Source organism: Acinetobacter sp. WCHAc060033, assembly GCF_004209125.1.
GTDB lineage: Bacteria > Pseudomonadota > Gammaproteobacteria > Pseudomonadales > Moraxellaceae > Acinetobacter > Acinetobacter wuhouensis.
In genome coordinates this window covers 80,162-102,303 of the sequence record NZ_SGSW01000014.1, presented here as the reverse complement: position 1 = coordinate 102,303, position 22,142 = coordinate 80,162, and the positions used below count along the sequence as shown (strand labels likewise).

At 37.7% G+C, this 22,142-nt stretch carries 21 protein-coding genes and 2 pseudogenes; 9 read left to right on the top strand and 14 right to left on the bottom strand.

Annotation, left to right across the window (positions count from 1 at the left end; translation table 11 throughout):
• Positions 1 to 672: hypothetical protein (locus tag EXE10_RS21465; RefSeq protein ID WP_165383006.1), on the top strand; the 672-nt coding region annotated here is incomplete at its 5' end.
• 346 nt (positions 673 to 1,018) lie between these two features.
• Positions 1,019 to 2,086, top strand: a complete 1,068-nt coding sequence (locus EXE10_RS08425) for a hypothetical protein (RefSeq protein WP_130113059.1) — start codon at positions 1,019 to 1,021, stop codon at positions 2,084 to 2,086.
• Between the two features lie 92 nt (positions 2,087 to 2,178).
• Here EXE10_RS08425 and EXE10_RS08420 read toward each other — a convergent pair whose 3' ends face one another.
• A complete protein-coding gene (locus tag EXE10_RS08420; RefSeq protein WP_130113058.1) occupies positions 2,179 to 2,811 on the bottom strand; it encodes a hypothetical protein in 633 nt (210 codons plus the stop codon).
• Positions 2,812 to 2,900: 89 nt separating this feature from the next.
• Between EXE10_RS08420 and EXE10_RS08415 the strand changes: the two genes are divergently transcribed.
• From EXE10_RS08415 to EXE10_RS08400, 3 genes and pseudogenes are all read left to right on the top strand, one after another.
• Positions 2,901 to 3,278 (top strand): DUF3144 domain-containing protein, encoded by a 378-nt coding sequence (locus EXE10_RS08415; RefSeq protein WP_130113057.1) that lies wholly within the window; start codon positions 2,901 to 2,903, stop codon positions 3,276 to 3,278.
• A 63-nt stretch (positions 3,279 to 3,341) separates the two neighbouring features.
• On the top strand, positions 3,342 to 3,740 hold the full coding sequence (locus tag EXE10_RS08410; RefSeq protein ID WP_087553988.1) for a DUF3144 domain-containing protein: 399 nt from the start codon (positions 3,342 to 3,344) through the stop codon (positions 3,738 to 3,740).
• Positions 3,741 to 4,224: 484 nt separating this feature from the next.
• Positions 4,225 to 5,290: pseudogene (locus tag EXE10_RS08400) on the top strand (amidohydrolase family protein).
• 107 nt (positions 5,291 to 5,397) lie between these two features.
• Here EXE10_RS08400 and EXE10_RS08395 read toward each other — a convergent pair.
• From EXE10_RS08395 to yaaA, 6 genes and pseudogenes are all read right to left on the bottom strand, one after another.
• On the bottom strand, positions 5,398 to 6,306 hold the full coding sequence (locus tag EXE10_RS08395) for a pyridoxal-phosphate dependent enzyme (RefSeq protein ID WP_130113056.1): 909 nt from the start codon (positions 6,304 to 6,306) through the stop codon (positions 5,398 to 5,400).
• Between the two features lie 78 nt (positions 6,307 to 6,384).
• A complete protein-coding gene (locus EXE10_RS08390; RefSeq protein WP_130113055.1) occupies positions 6,385 to 6,801 on the bottom strand; it encodes a GlcG/HbpS family heme-binding protein in 417 nt (138 codons plus the stop codon).
• A gap of 85 nt (positions 6,802 to 6,886) precedes the next feature.
• A complete protein-coding gene (gene hemL / locus EXE10_RS08385; protein WP_130113054.1) occupies positions 6,887 to 8,179 on the bottom strand; it encodes a glutamate-1-semialdehyde 2,1-aminomutase in 1,293 nt (430 codons plus the stop codon).
• Between the two features lie 65 nt (positions 8,180 to 8,244).
• Positions 8,245 to 8,865, bottom strand: a complete 621-nt coding sequence (gene thiE, locus EXE10_RS08380) for a thiamine phosphate synthase (protein WP_130113053.1) — start codon at positions 8,863 to 8,865, stop codon at positions 8,245 to 8,247.
• A gap of 188 nt (positions 8,866 to 9,053) precedes the next feature.
• Positions 9,054 to 9,668 (bottom strand): annotated as a pseudogene (locus EXE10_RS08375) (metal-dependent hydrolase).
• Positions 9,669 to 9,702: 34 nt separating this feature from the next.
• A complete protein-coding gene (yaaA, locus tag EXE10_RS08370; protein WP_130113052.1) occupies positions 9,703 to 10,482 on the bottom strand; it encodes a peroxide stress protein YaaA in 780 nt (259 codons plus the stop codon).
• 123 nt (positions 10,483 to 10,605) lie between these two features.
• On the opposite strand from yaaA, the gene EXE10_RS08365 reads away from it, so the two are divergent.
• The 3 genes from EXE10_RS08365 to EXE10_RS08355 all read left to right on the top strand — a co-directional run bounded on the left by EXE10_RS08365 (position 10,606) and on the right by EXE10_RS08355 (position 12,961).
• Positions 10,606 to 11,238: an alpha/beta hydrolase gene (locus EXE10_RS08365; protein WP_068972822.1), complete on the top strand. Its 633-nt coding sequence runs from the start codon at positions 10,606 to 10,608 to the stop codon at positions 11,236 to 11,238.
• A 360-nt stretch (positions 11,239 to 11,598) separates the two neighbouring features.
• On the top strand, positions 11,599 to 12,060 hold the full coding sequence (locus EXE10_RS08360) for a DIP1984 family protein (protein WP_130113051.1): 462 nt from the start codon (positions 11,599 to 11,601) through the stop codon (positions 12,058 to 12,060).
• 460 nt (positions 12,061 to 12,520) lie between these two features.
• Complete coding sequence (locus EXE10_RS08355) at positions 12,521 to 12,961, top strand: DUF2147 domain-containing protein (RefSeq protein ID WP_068972814.1); 441 nt, start codon at positions 12,521 to 12,523, stop codon at positions 12,959 to 12,961.
• Positions 12,962 to 13,037: 76 nt separating this feature from the next.
• On the opposite strand, the gene EXE10_RS08350 is transcribed toward EXE10_RS08355, so the two are convergent.
• The 3 genes from EXE10_RS08350 to pheA all read right to left on the bottom strand — a co-directional run bounded on the left by EXE10_RS08350 (position 13,038) and on the right by pheA (position 16,946).
• Positions 13,038 to 13,415: a hypothetical protein gene (locus tag EXE10_RS08350; protein ID WP_130113050.1), complete on the bottom strand. Its 378-nt coding sequence runs from the start codon at positions 13,413 to 13,415 to the stop codon at positions 13,038 to 13,040.
• Positions 13,416 to 13,541: 126 nt separating this feature from the next.
• Positions 13,542 to 15,806, bottom strand: coding sequence for a bifunctional prephenate dehydrogenase/3-phosphoshikimate 1-carboxyvinyltransferase (locus EXE10_RS08345; protein WP_130113049.1), 2,265 nt, complete (start codon positions 15,804 to 15,806; stop codon positions 13,542 to 13,544).
• A gap of 33 nt (positions 15,807 to 15,839) precedes the next feature.
• Complete coding sequence (gene pheA, locus EXE10_RS08340; protein WP_068972811.1) at positions 15,840 to 16,946, bottom strand: prephenate dehydratase; 1,107 nt, start codon at positions 16,944 to 16,946, stop codon at positions 15,840 to 15,842.
• 255 nt (positions 16,947 to 17,201) lie between these two features.
• Between pheA and EXE10_RS08335 the strand changes: the two genes are divergently transcribed.
• Positions 17,202 to 17,720 carry a DJ-1/PfpI/YhbO family deglycase/protease gene (locus EXE10_RS08335; protein WP_068972810.1) on the top strand — a complete coding sequence of 173 codons (519 nt, stop codon included), beginning with the start codon at positions 17,202 to 17,204 and terminating at the stop codon, positions 17,718 to 17,720.
• A 259-nt stretch (positions 17,721 to 17,979) separates the two neighbouring features.
• Here EXE10_RS08335 and EXE10_RS08330 read toward each other — a convergent pair whose 3' ends face one another.
• From EXE10_RS08330 to EXE10_RS08315, 4 genes are all read right to left on the bottom strand, one after another.
• Entirely contained in the window at positions 17,980 to 19,122 is a 1,143-nt protein-coding gene (locus tag EXE10_RS08330; protein WP_068972809.1) for an acyl-CoA dehydrogenase family protein, read from the bottom strand.
• Positions 19,123 to 19,325: 203 nt separating this feature from the next.
• The gene (sohB, locus tag EXE10_RS08325; RefSeq protein WP_068972808.1) at positions 19,326 to 20,288 is read right to left on the bottom strand and encodes a protease SohB; all 963 of its coding nucleotides are present in this window, start codon (positions 20,286 to 20,288) and stop codon (positions 19,326 to 19,328) included.
• A 305-nt stretch (positions 20,289 to 20,593) separates the two neighbouring features.
• A complete protein-coding gene (locus tag EXE10_RS08320) occupies positions 20,594 to 21,076 on the bottom strand; it encodes a hypothetical protein (protein ID WP_068972807.1) in 483 nt (160 codons plus the stop codon).
• A 9-nt stretch (positions 21,077 to 21,085) separates the two neighbouring features.
• Positions 21,086 to 22,132 carry a linear amide C-N hydrolase gene (locus EXE10_RS08315; RefSeq protein WP_130113048.1) on the bottom strand — a complete coding sequence of 349 codons (1,047 nt, stop codon included), beginning with the start codon at positions 22,130 to 22,132 and terminating at the stop codon, positions 21,086 to 21,088.
• Positions 22,133 to 22,142: the final 10 nt, after the last annotated feature.

The following is a 22,142-nucleotide window of genomic DNA, read 5'->3' as shown; positions in this document are numbered from 1 at the left end:
GAACTTGGTTATAATTTTGGTAAGTTTACTTCATACACTGATACCGTATGGACTTATACACCACAGTCAAATAGTGGAAATACAGCACTACAGCTGACTGAGAAATTTGAAAAAGTAAATCTAGCTGGTAAGTCAATTAGTGAATACCTAAGTGGTTTCGAACATTATGCAGGTCTCAATAATGCATTGAAATCAGAAGTAGGAAGCTATCCTGCTTATTATGTACAAAAGCTACAAGGGAAAACCTTTCCTGAGGGTTCGACTTGTTTAAGATCAGTATCTTCATCAAGTAATAATGATTTTGCCTATGTTGACTTAACATATGACTCATCAATATATGAGCCAAATTCATATTTTGATGGTGGATATAAAACAATCTCTATGGGGAATTATCCTTTATATTTAGCTACAGATTTAGACTACTATCTAGAATCTGAAGCTACAACGAAAATTGGCGCTAATTATTATTCTGCCGAATTTAATAAAAAAGGCACTTACTATACTCTAGCCGAGCATATTGCTGAGTATGAAAGAGATTTAGATGATGCAGTTCAAGAGTTTGGAAAAAATAGTCCCGAGGCTCAAGTTCAAGATGCTTATTTAAAAGGGTTAAAAACTGAATGTGCCTTATTTAACAAAACAGCGAGTGTCGCAATTGATGCCGTTCGTTAATTAAATTCCAATGCCTACTAATCTCGTATTTATTAGTAGGCATTAACTTCACTGATAGAATAATATTAGTCATTAGTTTTATAATAAAATTCTATAGTAACATAATTTTACAAAATCAAATTCACTCATAATTCCGTGTTTAAATTTAGAACAACTTAACAACAATAAACTTTAACTAGAAAAAAATTAATGAAAATGAAAAAATTTTCCTTATTCTTTATTTTTTCTTTATTTTAGCCAAAATTAAACAATGTGACGAATATCACATTAATATTGTGTTCTCAAAATTCTAGTGTATTTTTTATTATGATAATTACATCACACTATTAAAATAATTAGTGACACAATGAATGTTAAAATATTATCTTCCATCATCGTATCTTGTTTAACACTTACAGCTTGTGGCGGTGGTGGAGGTTCAGGATCCAACAATCCAAACAATGATAATCAAAACTTAGCTACTAACCAAGCACAAGCTTCTATAGAACCGCAACAAGCACCTGTAAATACAACTCCAAAAAACAATAATGGAACATGGAGCAACTATACAGCGACTGGTTTTGACAGTGTTAGTTTTCAAAAAGAAACTTTGACTATTGAAAATGGAAACGTATATAACCAAATAATAAATACAGCTGAATCATTATACAAACCATTAGATCCATTATATTTTAGCCCAATGGGTATTTATCATAACAATCAAACTTCGACAAAATATGGCACTCAAATTGGCAATATTTTAAAGAAATCTGATACAGAAATTACGTATACACCATATACAACTCAGTTAAATACAGCTGATTTAATTTTCACAAAAAAGATTAGAACCATAGATATATCAGGACAAAAAGTACTCAATAATGTATTTAATGAACAATTCAATATCATGACCAGTTATCAAGATTGGAAATTGGTCAATAGTATAGTTGGTACAGCCATGTACAATTGGTTCAAAAGGCAAAATGAAACCACCTTTCCAGCTGGATCGAAGTGTTTTAGCGTCATTACTGAAGAATCTAATATTCCATTTATTCGCACAGATATTAGTTTGCTAAGCCAAACATCTACACATGAATATGATATTGAAAGTTGGAGTGAATTAAAAAACTCACCAACATCTTTCATCGTGAATATGTTCAATATCACAGGTTTTTTTGAAAAAGATAATAACTATATATCAGACTACGGTATTATTGAATATAACGGCGTTCGCCGCTTTGTTGAGTATTTTAGAGGTGGAATCTATTATAATATTAATGACAAAATTAATAGCCTTGAGAGTATTGTTGAATCTTTTGATGAAGATGAAAAAGTAAAATTCAAAAAAGATCTAGAGCATTTAAAATACAATAATTGTGAATTTTATAATGAGGTTGCTTCAGAAACAATCGAAAGCAATTATTTGAAATTTTAAACACACAGTGTGAAGGTCAGATTAAATTTCTCAATCTGACCTTTTTAATATCACACTTGCCAGTTAAATCTGCCTGTTTATTCACAGCAATTTTACCGATATTTTCCAAAAACTTTCCAAACCTCATTATCCGCAAGTGGATCACTATAACTATCATTGCGTTGTTTACGTGGCTTATCTCGTGCATCAACCAATTCAAAATCTTTTTCTGTACTTAAAATCAAACCATTCACATAAAAACGAGTACGGGTATATTCACTTGCACCATGTTGAAAAATATAAGTTCTTAAATCAATAAATTCACGATGCGCAACCAATGCAGCTGTATCATCACTATTCAGCCAATGGGTCATTTTTAAAATTTGTTCAGGTTTAAATTGACCACACTTTTCAAGCAGTGATGCAATTCCACGAAACGTTTTCGACTCTTTTGCCCGTGTTTTATTGATACGAATACGGTCTACATGAAAAAAGAACAATGGTAAATTTAAATGGCTCGGTAGCTGAATCGCATCCAAGACTTCGTCTTCCATAAAAGGTTGAAACAATTCTTGTGCCCTTTCAATCAGACCTATCCATTGTCGATAATAAGTATCCACCTCTGATTTTGAACCATAATAAATCGGTAAACCTTCAACATGGGCTAAATTTGAAGGCGGCCAAATATTTTGTCGTAATAAAGCAATATCACTTTTTAGACTTTGTATGGCAATCGCATCCTGCATGATTTACTCCTTAAGTAATTATAATGCTTAGGCTATTTTGAGTATGCTATAGTCAGCGTATTGAAACAACATCTCTTTAAGGAAATATGATGTCTAATAATGATGATTTATATGAAGATAGTGAAAATGCTGAAGCTGAAGATCAATTTTTCGAGCGCGCAGATGAATTCATTGCTGTAGCGAATAACTTTGCCGATTCTACTCATCAAGTGACACATTTGACTGCTGAACCTGGAAATGTAAGTGCATCATTCATGTTTGCAAATGCACGTTATAGTGTCTGGAATGCAGCGTGTTCATATCGTGAAGCTTCAGATTTTATCAAAGATCGCCAAGTCATTTTAGATTATTACATGGAACAATTTAAAAGCATGCTGGAAAATAATCTAGATGAATATGCAGATAATTTTGAAACATATTTTCCAAAAACGGAAGATGATGAGGACGTAAAGCAGTCTTTTAGTTAATGGATTGTCAGGCATAGATTGCCTATAATACCCAACCAATGAAATACGCTATGTGGAAAAGTCATGTCTCAAAAAATCGATGCTACTGATGTCACCGAAGAAGAAGCTTTAAATGCTGTTTTTTTTGAGCGTGCTGATGAATTTATTAAACAAGCCAATGAATTTTGCCGTCCACCAAAAGGGCAACAGCCAAACCCTGAAGAATTACGTGGTCAAGTCAGTGCCGCGATGTTATTTGCAACTGCACGTTTTAATACTTGGGTTGCTGCTAACACCTTTAAAGATGGCGATGAAATGCGTGATGCAAAAGAACAAGTGATGTCTTATGTATTGCAACAATTTCAAATGATGCTTGAAGATAATTACGACGAATATTGTGAACAGTTTGAAAACTATTTACGTTTCCGTAAAAATGAAGATTTTCATACTCACAAGCATGATCACGATGACCATAAACACTGATTGATTTAAATCAAAATTATGGTTTTAAATACGCGCGGTCTGAATAAGATCGCGCGTATTTTTATTTCTATAACTGATGTTGCGTAGTCATATCAAAATTGTAGATTGTACCTAGATACAAAGTGGATACGCGATAACGTCATCCGCATTTGTCTGAGGCAAGACTACTTCTGACTATAAATGTTTCTGCGATATATTCAATATTTTGACGTGAGTTGGCGAGTTCTGCGGATGACAATGGTTTTGCCTACTTTTTCCGAAAAAAAAGTAGGGCGAGCCGCAGGCTAACCCTGAAATTAAAACTTTCGATGTGCGACTCCGCCGAGTGTGCCCTAAAACAATTTGAAAGGTGCTTTGTTTTTTAAAGTGCGTAACATCAATCAATAAAAAGATAATGCATAAAATTTAACAACTCACTACATTCACAATTTACAAAAATAAGGTATTGTATTTATTTGATAAGAAATAACAATTTGGACGTTATATGCAAAAATTAGACTTCGCCATTATTGACCCACATATTCATCAATGGGATCCCTACAATACCCCACATGCCGCTGCACTTGCGGTCAAACTTTTAGGTAAACGTCCTTATCTATTGGATAAAATAGTTCGTTTAGTCAAATCTAAAGATTTGATTGAAACCATTGGGTTGACCTCGCATATTACTCGCCCTTATTTACCTCAAGATTATAAAAATGATCTTGGACAATATCATGTGGAACAAGTGGTTCATATCGAAGCCAGTTGGGCAAAACACAAAGGTAAAGGTGTTGTAGGCGAAACTGAATTTATTGAATCACTTCCATTTGGTGAAGACACAGTAAAACTCGGTGGGATTGTTGCAACAGCTGATCCTTGTGACAGTAATTTTAAAAAGATCCTCAAATTACATCAAAAAGCCTCGCCGCATTTGCGTGGTATACGTCGGATGGCTTCATATCATGAAGATAAAGGCATTCACAATTGGACAGAAAACCCAAGTTTGTATACCGATAAAAAATTTCTAAAAGGTTTTGAGCAACTCGCGCAACACAATCTCAGCTTTGATGCATGGGTTTATTCACAACAAATTCCAGATGTAATTGCGCTGGCAAAAAGATTTCCTGAAACATCCATTGTTTTAGATCATTTGGGCACACCAGCAGGACTATTTGGAAAAGTGGGGCAAAATACAGGGCTCACTCAAACGGCGCGTGAAAATATTTTTTTATCAATGGCAAGACTATATTGCTGAATTATCGACATGTCCGAATGTCTATACGAAAATGTCAGGCTTATTTATGCCTATTTTAGGTCATCAATTTTATAAGAAGAAGCAATTGGCTTCAAAGCAGCAAATTATTGACCTTGTTTCTCCTTTGATTCTGCATGCATTGGAAAGTTTTGGGACATATCGTGTGATGTTTGCTTCAAATTTTCCGATGGATCGAGTCAATACCAGTCTGGTCAATATCATTGATGCCTTTAGTGATATTGTGCAGCAATATGATGAAATGGCTTTGGAAAAAGTATTCCATCACAATGCCAAACAGTTCTATCGCTTATAATTTATTTTCAATAAGTTAAGTACTTGTTCTTAACTTATTGTATTTTTAATGTGCGCTTTGTTTTTAAAAGTAAATGCTTAAGGTTAGTATATAATTTCTGTATACATTTACACCGCTAAATCTTCTGCAAATTGTAGAAGTTTCTGCAAACCAATGGATGCCCCTCCACACACGATCACCAAAACATTTGCAGTAGGTTCAAAGTCAATCTTCTGACCATACAGCACCGATAGTGTCGCTCCACAAGCAGGCTCAACCAAAGTTCGATGATCGTCCAAAAAGTTGAAACATGCCGAAAGTGCTTCTTGGTCTGAAACAGTTAAACCCATGACTTGCTCATTTTGGGAAATATGAAAAGCATTTGCGCAGACTTGTTTTGCAGCAAGCGTCGTGGCAATACCTGTGACCTGATCGAGTTGAATATGTTGTTTGGCTTTCATCGCGGTATTCAGTGATGCTGTTCCCTCAGTTTCAACCGCATAAATTGGCACATCTAATCCATGATTTTTTAAACCTTGACTAATGCCAGACAATAAACTCCCACCACCGACAGATAAAATCACAGCATCAGGTTGGACACCATCTTCGATTACTTCATCTATGATTTTAGCAACGCCTTCCCACAAATATGGATGATCAAAAGGATGAATATAAATTGCTTCTGAATTGACAAAGCTTAAGGCAAGATCATTTGCGTCCACCCAAGAATCGCCATGCACAATTACCTCAGCATTTTCTTGTCGTATCAAATCAATGGCTTGTTGCGATGTCGTTTTAGGGACAACAACTGTGACAGGAATCTTGAGCATATTGCCCATATACGCAACTGAAATTCCTGCATTTCCGCCCGATGAACTAATAAACTTTTTTGCACCTTGCTGAGCATACTTTTGACATGCTTGACCAATACTTCTTTCTTTGAAAGAACCTGTGACTTGTGCAGATTCCATTTTCAACCAAATATTACAGCTGTTTAAATCACTCAGTTTTTTCGAACGGATCAGCGGTGTTTTCATTGTTTTATTTCATATCATAGGATGACAAAAGCTGATCTTAATCCAATTTTTCTGTCTTTAAATCAAAAATCAGTAACTTTATACAAATTGCGCTAAAAAATTTTCAATTGCAAATTGAGCGATTTCGGCATCCTGAAAAGATTTCACACCTGAAACGCCAATAGCACCAACCAATTGTCCGTCATACAAAATCGGTTCACCACCTTCCAGCATTCCAGAAAAGGAATCCATGGTCAGAAAACCCATTTGACCGTTTTTAATCAAATTTTCAAACACAGCTGATGGACGACGGCTGATTGCAGAACATTTGGCTTTTTCTACAGCCAAATTTGCAGTCATGGGCGAAGCCCCATCCATACGCTTCATCGCTAATAAATTGCCCGTTTCATCGACAATACAAATACTGACATTAAACGCATGTTCTACTGCATATTGATACGCTTGATTTAACAAAAATTCAGCATCAGCCAAGCTTAAATAATGTTTGGTCTTCATTCTCAAAATCCTATTTGAAATAAAAAAGCCCGTAGCGAACTACGAGCTCATTTTAAATGGAGTGATGATCAAAATCAGTAGACTTTTATTTCATTTCCGCAAAAACTTCTTTCGCCATATCAATAGTGAACTGAATATCTTCAACACTATGGGCAGCCGAAATGAAGCCTGCTTCAAATGCAGATGGTGCAAGGTTTACACCACGTTGCAACATACCGTGGAAGAATTTACGGAATGCGTCAACATCACATTTTAGGATATGGTCAAAACTGGTAATTTCAGTTTGATCAGTGAAATAAATACCAAACAAACCACCCGCTTGTTGTGTGAAGAATGGAATGCCCGCTTCATCCGCAGCAGCTTGTAAACCTTTTAGCAATTTATCTAATGTTGCTGATAAATTTGTATAAAAATTTGGTTGACGCAAGGTTTCAAACATTTTGATCCCAGCACGCATTGCCAATGGATTACCTGACAAAGTCCCTGCCTGATACACACCACCTAAAGGTGCAATGCATTCCATGATTTCACGTTTACCACCAAATGCACCGACAGGAAGCCCTGCACCGATGATTTTACCTAATGTAGTCAAATCAGGTTTTACATTGTAATACGCTTGCGCACCGCCCAATGCAACACGGAAACCTGTCATCACTTCATCAATAATAAACACTGATTTATATTGATCACATTGCTCACGAATTGTTTCTAAGAAACCTTGGATTGGTTTTACAAGGTTCATATTGCCAGCAACAGGTTCAACAATCACACCTGCAATTTCATTACCAAACTTAGCAAAACATGCTTTTACAGCGTCAATATCGTTGTATGGGAGAGTCAATGTATGCTTCGCAAAATCCGCAGGTACACCTTTAGAGGTCGGCTCGCCCATGGTTAGCATACCTGAACCCGCTTTCACTAAAAGTGAATCTGAATGACCGTGATAACAACCTTCAAATTTCACAATCATGTCACGACCTGTATAACCACGCGCCAAACGAATCGCGGTCATGGTTGCTTCAGTACCTGAGTTGGTCATACGAACCAATTCAATTGAGGGTACAATTTCACAGATAATATCCGCTAAAGTAGTTTCGTGAACTGTTGGCGCACCAAAACTCAAGCCATCCACTGCTGCTTCTTGAACTGCTTTGATAATTTCAGGATGCGCATGACCTAAGATCATTGGTCCCCAAGAACCGACATAGTCGACATAGCGTTTACCATCGACATCGTATAAATAAGCCCCTTTGGCTTTTTCGATAAATACTGGCGTACCACCCACACCATTAAACGCACGTACAGGTGAATTCACACCACCTGGAATATGTTTGCTGGCTTGTTTAAACAATTGTTCTTGCTTTGGAGATAAGCTCATAAATTTACCCTTTCTAAAATTCAACCAAAAACTTTAATACTATTACGATAATACCCAATACATATTTATGCTGTAGTATCAAAAAGCGCAGACCATTCATCCAAACGTTCAGGAATGGCATTCATTGGACGACCTAATATATCACTAATCACAGCACAATAATCTGCACCTGACTCAATCACATTTTTTGAATTTTCAACAGTTAAGCCACCAATTGCACAAATCGGTACATGAAGTTGAGCTTTGGCTTGTTTTAAAGTTTCTAAACCAATATTCCCTGCTTCTGGTTTAGTATCTGTTGCATAGATTGCACCAAACGCCACGTAATTTGCACCATCTGCAATCGCTTGTTCAGCCAATTCCAAAGAGTTATTACAACTACGTCCAATCAAAACATTATTTGGTAATTGTGCTACAGCTTCAACAATAGAGCCATCACCTTGTCCTAAGTGTACACCAACGCCATATTTGACTGCCATTTCAAGATCATCGTTAATTACGAATGGCACACCATATTCTGCACACATGGCTTTCATATATTCCACTTCGTAAATTTGATCTTCTTTTGCGACTTTTTTACGACGATATTGCAACACAGCGATGCCGCCATTTGCCATTGCCCCTTCCAATTTTGCCAGTAATAATTCTAAAGGGTCATCGTTGGTGATGAGGTAAAGACCGCGCATAGTATCATCCAAAAATTTTAAAGTGGTTTGATTATAGCTGAGAATCGTGACGTCTTTTTAGAATCTTAGCTGTGTATTTGAGCTGTACAATGATGAACTTGGAATAGTAACCTACATCGACGTCCAAATCTGTCAGCGAAATTCAAAAATCTAATCTAATATTCACGTGTGACCTGCTTATCAATGAATTAGCCGATTAAAGAAAGATTTCTTTTCGCATGTTCTTCCAACAAATCTCTAAAATATTCAGTTTGATACAAAGGCTTCATCTGATAAAAATGCTTTAAAACCTCTGCCCTTTTTATCTTATACATTTCAGGCTCAACCCATGAATATTCTTGTTGAATCTGTTGTTCATATTCCGCAAAACGTTGTGGAAAACTACCTAAAATTGCGAGGTCTATATCCAGTAAATAATTTAAATCATGATCTTTTGAGGGGTGATGTTTTTTTGTGGCAATAATCCATTGCGCAACTTTTTCCAGCTTTTCTTTTTTAAGTATACCCTCGCAATGCTTTTGCATGAGTTTTGCACTTTGTTCTTCATTGTCTGAGGCTTGGGGATTGTAAACCACATCATGAAACCAAATTGCCAATTCAATAGCGATTGGATCTTCTAATCGGTCTTTAATTTGGTGAAATAATTCAAGACATTCAATAATATGCTGATGTGTATGATAATAATTTTGTGAATAAGAGAATGAAAGTATCTAAAATAATGATTCGGACTGATTTTTTGGAATATTTAATTCAGTTGAGAATTGCGCCCAATATTGCAGAAATTGATTGGTAAAATTTTGCATTGGACACAATCCTTATTCATTTTAATTCATTTAGTTAAGCCACTTGCTCATCACGTTTAAACACCAACTCACCTTGAATTGAGCTTTCCGCATCAAAATAATAACCATCGGTATTAAACGACTTTAAATCATCTAACTTTTCCAATTTATTTTGAATGATGTAACGCGCCATTAAACCACGGGCTTTTTTGGCATAAAAACTGATAACTTTATATTTGCCATTTTTCTGATCCAAGAATACAGGTTTGATAATTTCTGCATTAATTTTGGCTTCTCTGACTGACTTATAATATTCATCAGACGCAATATTCACCAGTACTTTTGAGCCTGCTTGCTCTAAATCTTGGTTAATTAAATTGGTAATTCGATCTTCCCAAAAATCATAAAGATTTGTACCACGATCATTTTTCAAACGAATACCCATTTCCAAACGATACGGCATCATCAAATCCAATGGACGTAATAAACCATACAATCCTGACAAACTACGCAAATGATTTTGGGCGAATTTCAGCTCATCTTCAGACAGACTATAAGCATCCAAACCTGTGTAAACATCACCTTTAAATGCAAAAATCGCCTGACGTGCATTGGCAAAACTAAAGTCAGCATTCCAATCACGGAATCTCTCTACATTTAGATTGGCAATTTTTTCACTTACCGTCATCAATTTTGCAATTTCCGATGCCGAAAGCTTACGACTTAGGTCTATAAGCTGTTGAGATTGGTCGAGTAGTCTTGGTAGAGTATGCACATCAGTCGGAAGTGCAGTTTCGTAATCGAGCGTCTTAGCAGGGGAAATTAAGGCGAGCATGGTTTTCCTGATCAAAAAATAACTAATCAAACTATAACAGTCGGATTATTTTAAATCCAATTCGTGTTTTCTGTGAACAAAATCGCTAAACTATACCACTTCCCTGCTCTGATCGTTTAAATTATGTCCGAACAAATGTTCATTCAAGGCGTGGTCGGCAAAATCGAAGTATTTGTTGATTACCCTGTAGGCGAAGTAAAAGGATTTGCTGTCGTTAGTCACCCCCATCCATTACAAGGTGGTACTCCTCAACATAAAGTTCCAGCTTTACTTGCGCAAATCCTAAATGAACAGGGTTGCATCGTTTATCGCCCAAGCTTCCGTGGCTCAGGTCAAAGTGAAGGTGTTCACGATGAAGGCTTTGGCGAAACTGACGATATTTTAGCTGTTATCAAACATGTTCGGCAATTACACAAAAGTCTACCTTTCTATGTCGGTGGATTCAGTTTTGGCGCGCATGTCATGGCGAAAGCCTATTATCACTTGCCTGATGAAATTAAACCGAAACAAGTGATCTTATGTGGCTTACCTACAGCGACTGTCGATGGTGTTCGTCACTATGAAACCCCTGCGATTAAAGGGGATATTTTGTTTGTACACGGTGAAGCTGATCCAACCACTAAACTGTGTGATGTGTTGGAATGGGCGAAACCACAACGTCATATCATCACGGTTTTACCAGGTGCAAATCATTTCTTTACCGGTTATTTGAAACAGTTAAGAATTGCGATTTCACGTTTCTTATTAGTACCCTAAACACAGTAAAGAAAAAAAATGACACAGGTTGATGGATATTCAAATTTCCATCAACCTGAAATTTTTCCAATGAGAAGCTGAATTCTCTTTAAATATCTAAACCTAGAAATCTCAGTAGTATATTTTCAATTCAATAGCCAAAATTTCAAAAACTCACGCTACATATTTCCAAATAAAAGATTGCAAATCTATGCATTGAATATCGGCAAAGTTTATAACTTAAATGGAATGCTTTGTGTGATATGCTGTAATAAGTGCTCTTATATATTTCTATGTAGAATCAATCGCTAATGATAAATTTCCGAATAAAACATTGATCAATTATACATTTTGAATATGTTTAAAAAATCAGGATAGACAATGAAACTTGCCGAAGCATTATTAACACGCAGTGATCAGCAGAAGAAGCTTGCTTCACTTAAGCAACGTATCAATGCCAATGTATTGGTACAAGATGGTGACGAGCCATCCGAAGACCCAAATGATTTACTCAAACAAGTTTTTGCTTTGACACAAGAGTCGCAAAAATTAGTTTTAGCGATCCACATGACCAATGCAACTGCAGAACTAGCAGATGGTCGTTCTTTACTTGCGTTACTCACTCAACGCGATGAACTTGTTGAACGCCATAAAATATTAACTTCAGCCATTAGCAATACCAATCGTGAACCTGATCGTTATAGTTCGCGAGAAATTAAATGGCACAAAGTCATTACCGTATCATCCTTGCAAAAACAAGCCGATGATATAAGTGCCAAACTCCGTGACTTAAATGTCTTGATACAAGCAACGAATTGGCAAATTGATTTGCTTGAAATGTAGAAATCGAAAAGTTTCCGTTTATAATCCAATTCGAACATACTGGGCGAGTACAAGATCCCTTATTTCCACAACACAGGATTGAAAATAAAGTGTAGTGGCTTGCAAAGCGAGCGGGTCAGCTTAAAAAATTAAGCACAAATCAACCCATCACCTTGCACAAGGCAAACCTTTGTGAAAGCAAAGTCACAATGCACTCAGCATTACCATGTACTGACAGTATGTTCACCTTGCTTTTATTCATTCACGATTCTTGTTTAATATTTCCGCTCTTAAATACTAAACAACAATTACATGTGTCACTTAAATTTTTTAAGCCCAACCCTATTACTTGCTATTTCAATTGATTATTCATTCATTATTGGCGTTTTATGCGAATAAAATTATCCATCTTTAGTTATATAATCAATATCTTAACTATTTTTAATGCAATTAAAATATTTTAACTTAGGTGTAGGGAATAATGAAAACTCTTATTGGGACATTGGCAATCGTATGTATCAGTTCAATTGCATATGCAGACGATATCACAGGGACATGGCGCTACATTGATGATAAAACTGGTGAAGCCAAAGGTCTGGTGAAAATCGAAAAGCAAAGTAATGGTACATTTTCTGGCACGGCACTAAAATCCACACCACGTCCAGGTTATACCCCAAAAGAATTTTGTACCAACTGCCCTGCACCTTATACCAATAAACCCATCATTGGAATGCAAGTGATCTCAGGCTTAAAAACAACGGATCTAGTGAATTATACAGATGGGCGAATCATCGACCCTGTCTCAGGTAAAATTTACCGCCTCAAAGGTCGTGTCAGCCCAAATGGGAAGAAGCTATTTTTACGCGGTTATTTAGGGGTTTCTGCTGTTGGTCGTAGTCAGACGTGGTTAAAAGTAGAATAATTTTAAATCATATTGATTAATTTTATATGTGAATGGAATGGCAAATATAAGTTTGCCACTCCTAAGCTAATTTTGTTTAAGCTTTCCATTCAAAGCCGCTAAAGGCTTCATCTTTTTTTAAAGTATTCTCTACTGCGTTTGCCAATTGTTTGATCATACTTTGTGTCGCAATCTTTTTAAACCATACTTGTTCTTCATCAGCATGTGCTGAAATTTGACAAGTCAAAAGTCCATCATCATTTAAACGACAATTCACACCTAAACCAATCGGATGATTTTCCACACTTACTGCTAAGTTTTCTTCTGAACTTGTTGATTCAGTTTTAAAACCATACTCAACAAGTTGTGTCGATAATAAGTCGGTCACATAGGCTTGAGTGACATGACATGCATTGCCCTGAGCATCATTTTTAATATGATTTTCACAGTTCGCAGTAAATTGTAATGTTCTCATTGCTTCATCCAAAAGGCTTTATAGTTGTATGGTTTTAGAATAAGCAATAAAAACAAAACAGCCAAGCAAAAGCTTAGCTGTTGTCGAACAAATATACAAAAATTAGACCAATTACTCAGTCAGCAGTTATTCATCCACTTGAATGTTTAAACCCGCTTGCGTTGCAAGTTGAGTAAATGTCGGGAAACTTGTTGCCACTGTTTCAGTACCAACAATTTTAATTTCTTCTGAATTACGCAGACCTGCCATTGAGAAGCTCATCGCAATACGGTGGTCATGATGTGACTCAATTTCACCACCCGTGAAGATTGCGCCCCACTCGCCTGATTTACCTTTACCTTCAATGATAATGCCATCTTCAGTTGGTGTGCAGTCGATGCCCATAGTTTTTAAGCCATCAGCCATCACTTGGATACGATCAGATTCTTTCACACGCAGCTCAGCAGCACCCGTGAGAATCGTTTGACCTTCGGCACATGCCGCAGCAATAAACAATGCAGGAAATTCATCAATCGCTAAAGGCACTTGGTCTTCAGGCATGTGAATACCTTTCAATGTACGGCTACCACGAATACGAATGTCTGCAATCGGTTCACCACCTGCAACACGTTCATTCTCAACCGTTAAGTCAGCACCCATTTGCTTGAGGATTTCAATCACACCTGTACGCGTTGGGTTAATTCCTACCGCTTCAAGTGTTACATCTGAACCCTCAGTAATTGCTGCACCCACCATAAAGAACGCTGCTGATGAAATATCAGAGGGTACCTGAATCTCAGTACCGACTAATTTTCCACCACCTTGCAGTGAAATACGGTTACCTTCAGTTTTGACATCATAGCCAAATGCACGAAGCATGCGCTCAGTATGGTCACGTGTTGGTTCAGGTTCAGTCACAGACGTTTCACCTTCTGCCCACAAACCTGCAAGCAAAATACCTGATTTCACCTGAGCCGATGCCATTGGCAAATCATAATGAATGCCTTTCAGCGCTTGCGCACCTGTGATCGAAATTGGTGGTGTACCACGTTCACCTGTGCTTTGAATTTGTGCACCCATTTCACGTAAAGGCTTGGCAATACGTTCCATCGGACGTTTAGACAATGACGCATCACCTGTCATCACAGAATCAAAATCTTGTGCAGACAACATGCCTGAAAGCAGACGCATGGATGTACCTGAGTTGCCCATATACAGCGCAGTTTTCGGTGCTTTTAAACCATTGATCCCCACACCATGAATGGTCACTTCGCCATTTTTCGGGCCTTCAATGCTTACACCCATATCACGGAATGCCTGTAAAGTTGCTAAAGCATCTTCACCTTCAAGGAAACCTGTCACATGCGTTGTTCCTTCCGCAATCGCCCCAAACATGATGGAACGATGTGACACTGATTTGTCACCTGGCACGGTAAATTTACCTTTAAATGTCTTCTCACCCGGCAAAATGGTAAATTGTTGTGTCACCTTATTTTTCTCCATCAAAGGTTTATTGGCGAGCATGTGATTGAAATGCTGACGTACGGCTTGCGCATGTCCAAGCAGTCCCATCAATGCTTGTGAATCTTCATTTTCAATGAGTTGGCGTAATGTTGCGAGTTGAGCTTCAAAACCATCAACTGCATTCAGAATAGCTTTTTTATTGGCAAAGAAAATATCGTGCCACATCTGCGGATCACTGGCTGCAATCCGAGAGAAATCACGAAAACCACCTGCGGCATAACGGAAAATATCAAGATTATCTTCACGATTGGCAAGTTGTTCAACCAAGTTAAACGCCATCAGATGCGGTAAATGACTGGTATGCGCAAGTACTTCATCGTGCTTATCAACATCCATACAGATCACTTCCGCTTTAGCGGTTTGCCACAGTTGAATCAACTTTTCGACTGCCCAATCTGCACTGCTTGGTAATGGCGTCAGAATCACTTTGTGATTGGCGAATAAATCGACTTTACCTGCATGTACACCTGTATGTTCAGCGCCTGCAATCGGATGTCCTGGAACAAAACCTACAGGTAAGTTTTCACCAAATACTGCTTTGGCTGCTTCCACCACATTACCTTTGGTACTGCCCACATCGGTAATGATGACATTTTCAGACAAATACGGTTTGATACTTTCCAAAGCCTTTTGCGTCGCACGTACAGGCAAAGCTAAAACGACTAAATCAGCATCTTTCACCGCTTCCGCAGGATCACTAAAACCCTCAGAAATAATGCCCAAAGCTTTAGCATCTTCCAAAGTTTTTTTCGAACGTGTAGATGCGACAATATTTTCAGCTAAATGTTCGGCAATCATGACACGTGCCAAACTTGAGCCGATTAAGCCCAAGCCGATAAATGCCACTTTTTTAAACATTTTTTGATCTTTTAAAACAGGTTGTGACATGATGAGTTCTATATTCCTCTATTTCACAACGACTTAAAGTACAGCAGCAGGATAAGAACCTAAAACACGCACTTCTTTGACCAACGGACGAATTTCTTCAATTGCCGCTTTGACATTATCCTGTTCCACATGCCCTTCAAGGTCGATGAAGAACACATAAGCCCATTTCTCAGGCAATGCAGGACGGGTTTCAATACTGGTTAAGCTGATTTGGTGTTTTGCAAATGGTGCAAGAATTTCCAATAACGCCCCTGCACGATCATGCGCAGAAATAAGCAATGAAGTCTTATCATTACCACTTTGTGGAATTTTCTCACGACCAATTACAAGGAAACGTGTGGTATTTTCAGGATTGTCTTCGATGTTACCGTGTAAAATTTCTAAATCATAAATGCTTGCCGCAACATCCGATGCGATCGCAGCAGAATGCCATTCATTGCGGATACGGCGCGCCGCTTCAGCATTTGAGCTAAGTGCAACACGCTCAACACCTGGATAATGTGCATCGAGCCATTTACGGCATTGCGCAAGCGTTTGTTGATGCGCATAAATCTGTTTAATGCTGTCTTTACGGGTATTTGAAGAAATCAGGAATTGGTGATGAATACGCAATTCAACTTCACCAATCACATTTAAATGTGATGCCTTAAAGCAGTCCAAAGTATGGTTGACCACACCTTCAGATGAATTTTCGACAGGCACTAAACCATAGTGCGCACTGCCCGCTTCCACTTCACGGAACACTTCGTCAATGGTTGGCAATGGACGAACCACAGCATCTTGACCAAAATGTTTAAGCACTGCTGAATGGGTATAAGTTCCAACTGGACCTAAGAACGCAATGCTTTGTGGTGCTTCGAGTGCCAAACATGCAGACATAATTTCACGGAACAAACGTGCCATCGTGGTATCTGACAATGGGCCTTCATTGCGCTCCATTACATTACGTAACACCTGTGCTTCGCGTTCAGGACGATAAAACAACGGGTTCTCTTCTGCGGCAAATTTTGCTTTTGCAACTGCTTCAGCCAAACGCGCACGGCGGTTGATCAGTTGTTGAAGTTGCTGATCTACTGAGTCAATATCTTCACGGATTTGAGCAAGATCGAGAGAAGTCGTGTTTTGATCATCGTTGATCATTGTTATATCGCCCTTTTAAAAGTCTGGAATCACAAGTCGTTTAAACTTTAAAACGTCCACAGTATAACAATAGTTCAGGCGAATTTGTTGCACAATACTGCTTTTATCTTGCTTTTAAGCAGGTCTATTCTTCATCCGAAAATAATGTTTAAAGCAATATCACCCACAAGATAAAGCAGTTTACAAAGCCCCTATAGAAAATTATTCATTGAGATTTATGATAAATAGAATAACGTGCAGATCGAGTCATAAAATATGAATAAAAGAATCGCTGTTCTCATCACCCATGACTTCGAAGATGCCGAATATCATCATCCCGTCGAAGCCTTTCGGGCGGCAAGTCATTCTGTACGTAATATCGAAAAACAAGCAGGCAATATTGTTTATAGCCAACAGCGTAAATCTTCGGTCAGTATTGATTTAGGTATTGATGATATTTCAGTTAAAGATTTTGATGCGCTGATGATTCCGGGTGGTCAATCCCCTTACCATCTTAAAAAAGATGAACGTTTTATTGATTATCTACGTTGTTTCGCCAATGCACAAAAACCGATCTTTCTATCCTGCTATAGTCCACATTTGCTGATTGATGCGCAAATTGCCATTGGGCGCAGACTGACGTCTATTGAAACCATGATTCAAGAGTTAAAAAATGCAGGTGCGGTGATATTTGATCATGATGTGGTGAATGACAATAACTTGTATATTTCTTCACGCTCTACCCAAGAGCTACCTATTTTTATTCGTGAATGTTTAACGGTTTTAAGGGCTTAGAAGTAGCTTTCTTCATTAAACTTCTTATAAAAGTTATTTTAAGCGAGATCTAGAGCAATATTGAATGTTCCCTCTCCTTTCAGGAGAGGGTTAGGGAGAGGTTCTCTATTTTAAAGCCCTCATCCTAACCTTCTCCCAAAGGGAGAAGGAACTTCCAGTATGCTTTTGAATATATTTTCAGCCTAAAATTTAAACATTTTCTGACTCTCACAAGAAGTCTATTAACTCAATAGAAATAACTTCTATCCATTTCTTTCAATCAACGCCCTAAAACACCACGCGCAACAATTTCTTTCATGATTTCATTGGTTCCACCGTAAATACGCTGAATACGAGCATCGACAAAGAAACGTGAAATTGGATATTCAGTCATATAGCCATAACCACCGAATAGCTGAAGTAAGCTATCAATCACTTTCATTTGCATATCTGAACTGAAGCTCTTTAATGCTGCCGCAGTTTCTACATCCAATTTGCCTTCTTTATATAAAGCTAAGTTTTGGTTATAGAATGCAGCCGTTGCTAACTCGTCAATTTTTGCTTGCGCCATGACAAAACGAGTATTTTGGAATGAACTCACTTTTTGACCAAAAGCTTGACGCTCTTGTACATATTGCGTTGTCACATCAATCGCACCACGAATCGCACCCAAAGCTGTTGCAGCAATCGCAGTGCGCTCACGTGGTAATTCTTGCATCAAATAAGCAAAGCCTTGACCTGCATTACCCAATAATTGATTGGCTGGTACTTTGACATTATCAAAGAACAACTCTGAAGTATCTTGAGAATGTAAACCAATCTTGTCTAAGTTCGTACCCTTTTTAAAGCCTTCCAAATGTGTATCTACAAGTAGAAGTGAAACACCTTTAGCACGTGCCTGTGGATCAGTTTTTGCTGCCAAAACAACCAAGTCTGCATGTTGACCATTTGAAATAAAGGTTTTAGAACCATTAAGTAGATAATGATCGCCATTCAAAATTGCCGATGAACGCATACCTTGTAAATCAGAACCCGCACCCGGTTCAGTCATGCCAATCGCACCAACAACTTCACCTGCGACCATTTTTGGCAACCAATACTGTTTTTGCTCTTCATTGGCGATATGTAGAATATAGGGTGCTGCAATTTCAGAATGGCAAGAAATCGCGGTAGATAAAGCGCCATAGCCTGCACGTGCTGATTCTTCGATCAGCATCAAAGAATACTCTGTAGGTACACCATAACCGCCATATTCTTCAGGCACATCGACACAAAGGAAACCATTTTCACCCAATTGTGTCCAAACTGAACGTGGCATCAAGCCTTCTTTTTCCCATTGCTCATAATGTGGTGCAATGTTTTCGCTCATAAAGCGTTTAAAGTTATCTCTGAATAATTCTAAATCTGCATCATATGCCAACATTTTCTATATTCCTTTGTATCCGAGTTTTTGATTTTATGATCACAAGCATGCTAATCATTTTTTTAACACTTGTCATGACCGCATAAGGTCAGTTTTTTTGGGCAATTTTGTCAATAAGGTGTTTTGAAGTGAAGACATTTACATAAAAAAAGAGTAGGCAACTGACCTACTCTTTTATTTACGATCAATTTCTCAATCAATCATCAAAATTTATTGTCTTTAAACATCGGCAATGATGAATTTAACTTCGTCACTTCATTCATTAACTTATTCACCACAGATGGAATCAAAGCATCTGCCATTTGAGCGGCTTGAAGCCCTAACTTTTCACCTAAAGTCGGTTTACGACGAGTTTGAATCACATACACATCATGTTGTGGCAATAGGCTAAGTAAATACTCATCCGAAGTTTGTAATTTATCGACAAGGTTTAACTCACGCGCATCTTCACCATACCAGTGCTCACCTGTTGCTACTTTTTCAACATTCAATTGCGGACGATATTTTTCCACAAAGTGTTTGAAGAGTTGATGGGTTTGTTGCAATTCTTCTTCAAATTTAGCTTTGCCTTCTTCGGTATTTTCCCCAAACATGGTCACAGTACGTTTGAATTGACCTGCTGTATAAAGCTCAAAATCAACATGATGTTCTTTCAGTAAACGATTGAAATTCGGTAGCTGTGCAACCACACCAATAGAACCCACCACAGCAAATGGTGCTGAAACGATTTCATTGGCGATACACGCCATCATATAACCGCCACTGGCAGCCACTTTATCTACGCAAATCGTAAGGTTAAACCCTGCATCACGTAAACGTACCAATTGTGCTGCTGCCAAGCCATAACCATGCACCATACCGCCTGGACTTTCTAAACGTACCACAACACGATCACGCCCTGCTTTTGCAGTCGCTAAAATCAGCGTGATTTCTTCACGTAAATTTTCAACCGCAGAAGCTTGAACATCACCTTTAAAATCTAGGATATAAATTTTTTGATTGTTCTTTTTACGCGCGCGTGCTTCTTTTACAAGTTGTTGCGTGAGTTGCAAAAGCTCTAACTTAGATGCAGTAGTCTGCGCGATTCTTTTTCTTTGCTCATTGATTCGGGCATTTAAATGACTGATACGAATCTCAGCAGGCGCTTTAGGTAAATGAAATAACATAGAATTTGTATTCTCTTAAATATTGATTAAATGCTTTTTTATTAAGATGCGGATTGATTGTCCAAATTTCAATACACTTTTTGAAATAATCTACTATTTTTAATGATTCACCCCAAAGCCAACATGATTAAAATCATGCAACATGAATGCTTGAACAAAAAAAGACTTAAGCTTCAAAACATTAAGATATATTAAAAATTGTATAAACAGGCGAACTATTTTTATTTTAGGTGGTGTGCAATTCCATTACATACAATGAAATTGCACACTTAAACACATCAAATGACTTGATCTTGCTCAATTCATTATTTCGAAACTTTATAATATTTGCTCAGCTCTTCAAATACAGGAGCTTTCACATTATCTTTCAATAAGTATCGCGTAATTACGCCTTGATCGGTATGAATCTCCATAAATACACTTTGAGAGCCTCTAAAATCAGCCATCACATTCACTGGCACTAATACACTATTACGTGAACGATTCGCCTTGAACGCAAAATCAATTTCAGTTGGTCCAATTGCATTAAATGAATGGCTTTTCACACCATCACTAAATACAACTTTTTCAATATTATATTTCGTATAAGCACTATTTAAACTCAGCTTCACTTTTAAAATATCTTTGTGCGCTTCGTTCCAAACCACAGTAACGATTGGACAAATTTCATTCGGCTGACAAATTAACAGTCCTTGAGTACCCAAATTTGATGTGTTGTTAACCGAATTTGATGCACAACCTGTGATAAGCAGCGCAGCTAGCGGAATATACCAAAGTTTATTGATCATGTTGATGCCCTATTGGATGCCCAAAAACTTAAAAGGTTGAGTCACTTTAAACGAAGAGTTTGCCTTAGCCGCATAGACTTTCGCTTGATCGACACCTAACTCCAGTTTTTTGGTTTTACCATCTTTAAAATCTATATCTTTTAAGTCTACCCAAAATACGTTTGGTGATACAGCAGATTCAAAGAAATATAAACCGCGCTTATGGTCAACCACAGTACGCCAACGAGTTGAAGAAATATTCGGTTCCTCTTCAGTATTTAATCCAAACGGTACTGAGGTATTACGTATCACACTGAATACACTTGCTAAAGAGTGTTCAGGTGTCGCATCTTTTGGAATAGCATTAATATAGAATGAAGCTCTTGCAAAGCGATCCGCTGCACGGTTCGTACCAGGCAACATGGTTGTACCACCAATTTGTTTCCAATAGGTATTCAATGCCAATTGCTGATCAAAAGTTGGAGAGTTCGTCATCACTTGATATTTTTTGTTGTGATGAATCACTTGTTGTCCATTAATATATTCAATAATTGCACTATCACCAGTTGAATCAGAAATAGATAGATGTAAGGTCGCTAAACGCTTTTCACCAGGCACTTGATCGGTCACAACCATAAAAGGTTCTTTCTCAAGTGCTGCAATCGCTTCATTCACAGTTGCATAATTGTCCAAGACATATTGTGCCCATAATGAAATACTTAAAGGTGGTTTTTTATTCTTATTTACATCTGGATATTCAGACTCGACCAACCACAATAAGTTTGCAACTAAACCTTTCTCATTGACACCATCTGTTGTGGAAATATCGTAGCCTGTTGCAATAACACTACCGTACTTAGACGTCCATTGGATGGAATGTGGTCCTGCCATACCTGTACGCTTTACCTTGCTTGGCAAAATCCATAGATTTGTTCCGACATCGCTCTTCCAATCCATAGAACGTGCTGTCATTACATCATTATTGCCCAAATAGACAACGCGTGTACAAGCCGTCGCGACTTCTGCTGCGACCATAAGCCCTGCTGCAAACAATACTTTTTTTAGCGCATTATTCATACTTCAGTCC

Excerpts from the sequence above, each read along its gene's own strand:
- EXE10_RS08335 (WP_068972810.1), top strand. The coding sequence starts at position 17,202 with ATGAATAAAAGAATCGCTGTTCTCATCACCCATGACTTCGAAGATGCC.
- EXE10_RS08345 (WP_130113049.1), bottom strand. The coding sequence starts at position 15,806 with ATGTCACAACCTGTTTTAAAAGATCAAAAAATGTTTAAAAAAGTGGCA.
- hemL (WP_130113054.1), bottom strand. The coding sequence starts at position 8,179 with ATGAGCTTATCTCCAAAGCAAGAACAATTGTTTAAACAAGCCAGCAAA.
- EXE10_RS08415 (WP_130113057.1), top strand. The coding sequence starts at position 2,901 with ATGTCTAATAATGATGATTTATATGAAGATAGTGAAAATGCTGAAGCT.
- EXE10_RS08330 (WP_068972809.1), bottom strand. The coding sequence starts at position 19,122 with ATGTTGGCATATGATGCAGATTTAGAATTATTCAGAGATAACTTTAAA.
- EXE10_RS08425 (WP_130113059.1), top strand. The coding sequence starts at position 1,019 with ATGAATGTTAAAATATTATCTTCCATCATCGTATCTTGTTTAACACTT.
- EXE10_RS08410 (WP_087553988.1), top strand. The coding sequence starts at position 3,342 with ATGTCTCAAAAAATCGATGCTACTGATGTCACCGAAGAAGAAGCTTTA.
- EXE10_RS08390 (WP_130113055.1), bottom strand. The coding sequence starts at position 6,801 with ATGAAGACCAAACATTATTTAAGCTTGGCTGATGCTGAATTTTTGTTA.
- EXE10_RS08395 (WP_130113056.1), bottom strand. The coding sequence starts at position 6,306 with ATGAAAACACCGCTGATCCGTTCGAAAAAACTGAGTGATTTAAACAGC.
- EXE10_RS08355 (WP_068972814.1), top strand. The coding sequence starts at position 12,521 with ATGAAAACTCTTATTGGGACATTGGCAATCGTATGTATCAGTTCAATT.
- EXE10_RS08360 (WP_130113051.1), top strand. The coding sequence starts at position 11,599 with ATGAAACTTGCCGAAGCATTATTAACACGCAGTGATCAGCAGAAGAAG.
- pheA (WP_068972811.1), bottom strand. The coding sequence starts at position 16,946 with ATGATCAACGATGATCAAAACACGACTTCTCTCGATCTTGCTCAAATC.
- yaaA (WP_130113052.1), bottom strand. The coding sequence starts at position 10,482 with ATGCTCGCCTTAATTTCCCCTGCTAAGACGCTCGATTACGAAACTGCA.
- EXE10_RS08365 (WP_068972822.1), top strand. The coding sequence starts at position 10,606 with ATGTCCGAACAAATGTTCATTCAAGGCGTGGTCGGCAAAATCGAAGTA.
- EXE10_RS08315 (WP_130113048.1), bottom strand. The coding sequence starts at position 22,132 with ATGAATAATGCGCTAAAAAAAGTATTGTTTGCAGCAGGGCTTATGGTC.
- EXE10_RS08420 (WP_130113058.1), bottom strand. The coding sequence starts at position 2,811 with ATGCAGGATGCGATTGCCATACAAAGTCTAAAAAGTGATATTGCTTTA.
- EXE10_RS08350 (WP_130113050.1), bottom strand. The coding sequence starts at position 13,415 with ATGAGAACATTACAATTTACTGCGAACTGTGAAAATCATATTAAAAAT.
- sohB (WP_068972808.1), bottom strand. The coding sequence starts at position 20,288 with ATGTTATTTCATTTACCTAAAGCGCCTGCTGAGATTCGTATCAGTCAT.
- thiE (WP_130113053.1), bottom strand. The coding sequence starts at position 8,865 with ATGCGCGGTCTTTACCTCATCACCAACGATGACCCTTTAGAATTATTA.
- EXE10_RS08320 (WP_068972807.1), bottom strand. The coding sequence starts at position 21,076 with ATGATCAATAAACTTTGGTATATTCCGCTAGCTGCGCTGCTTATCACA.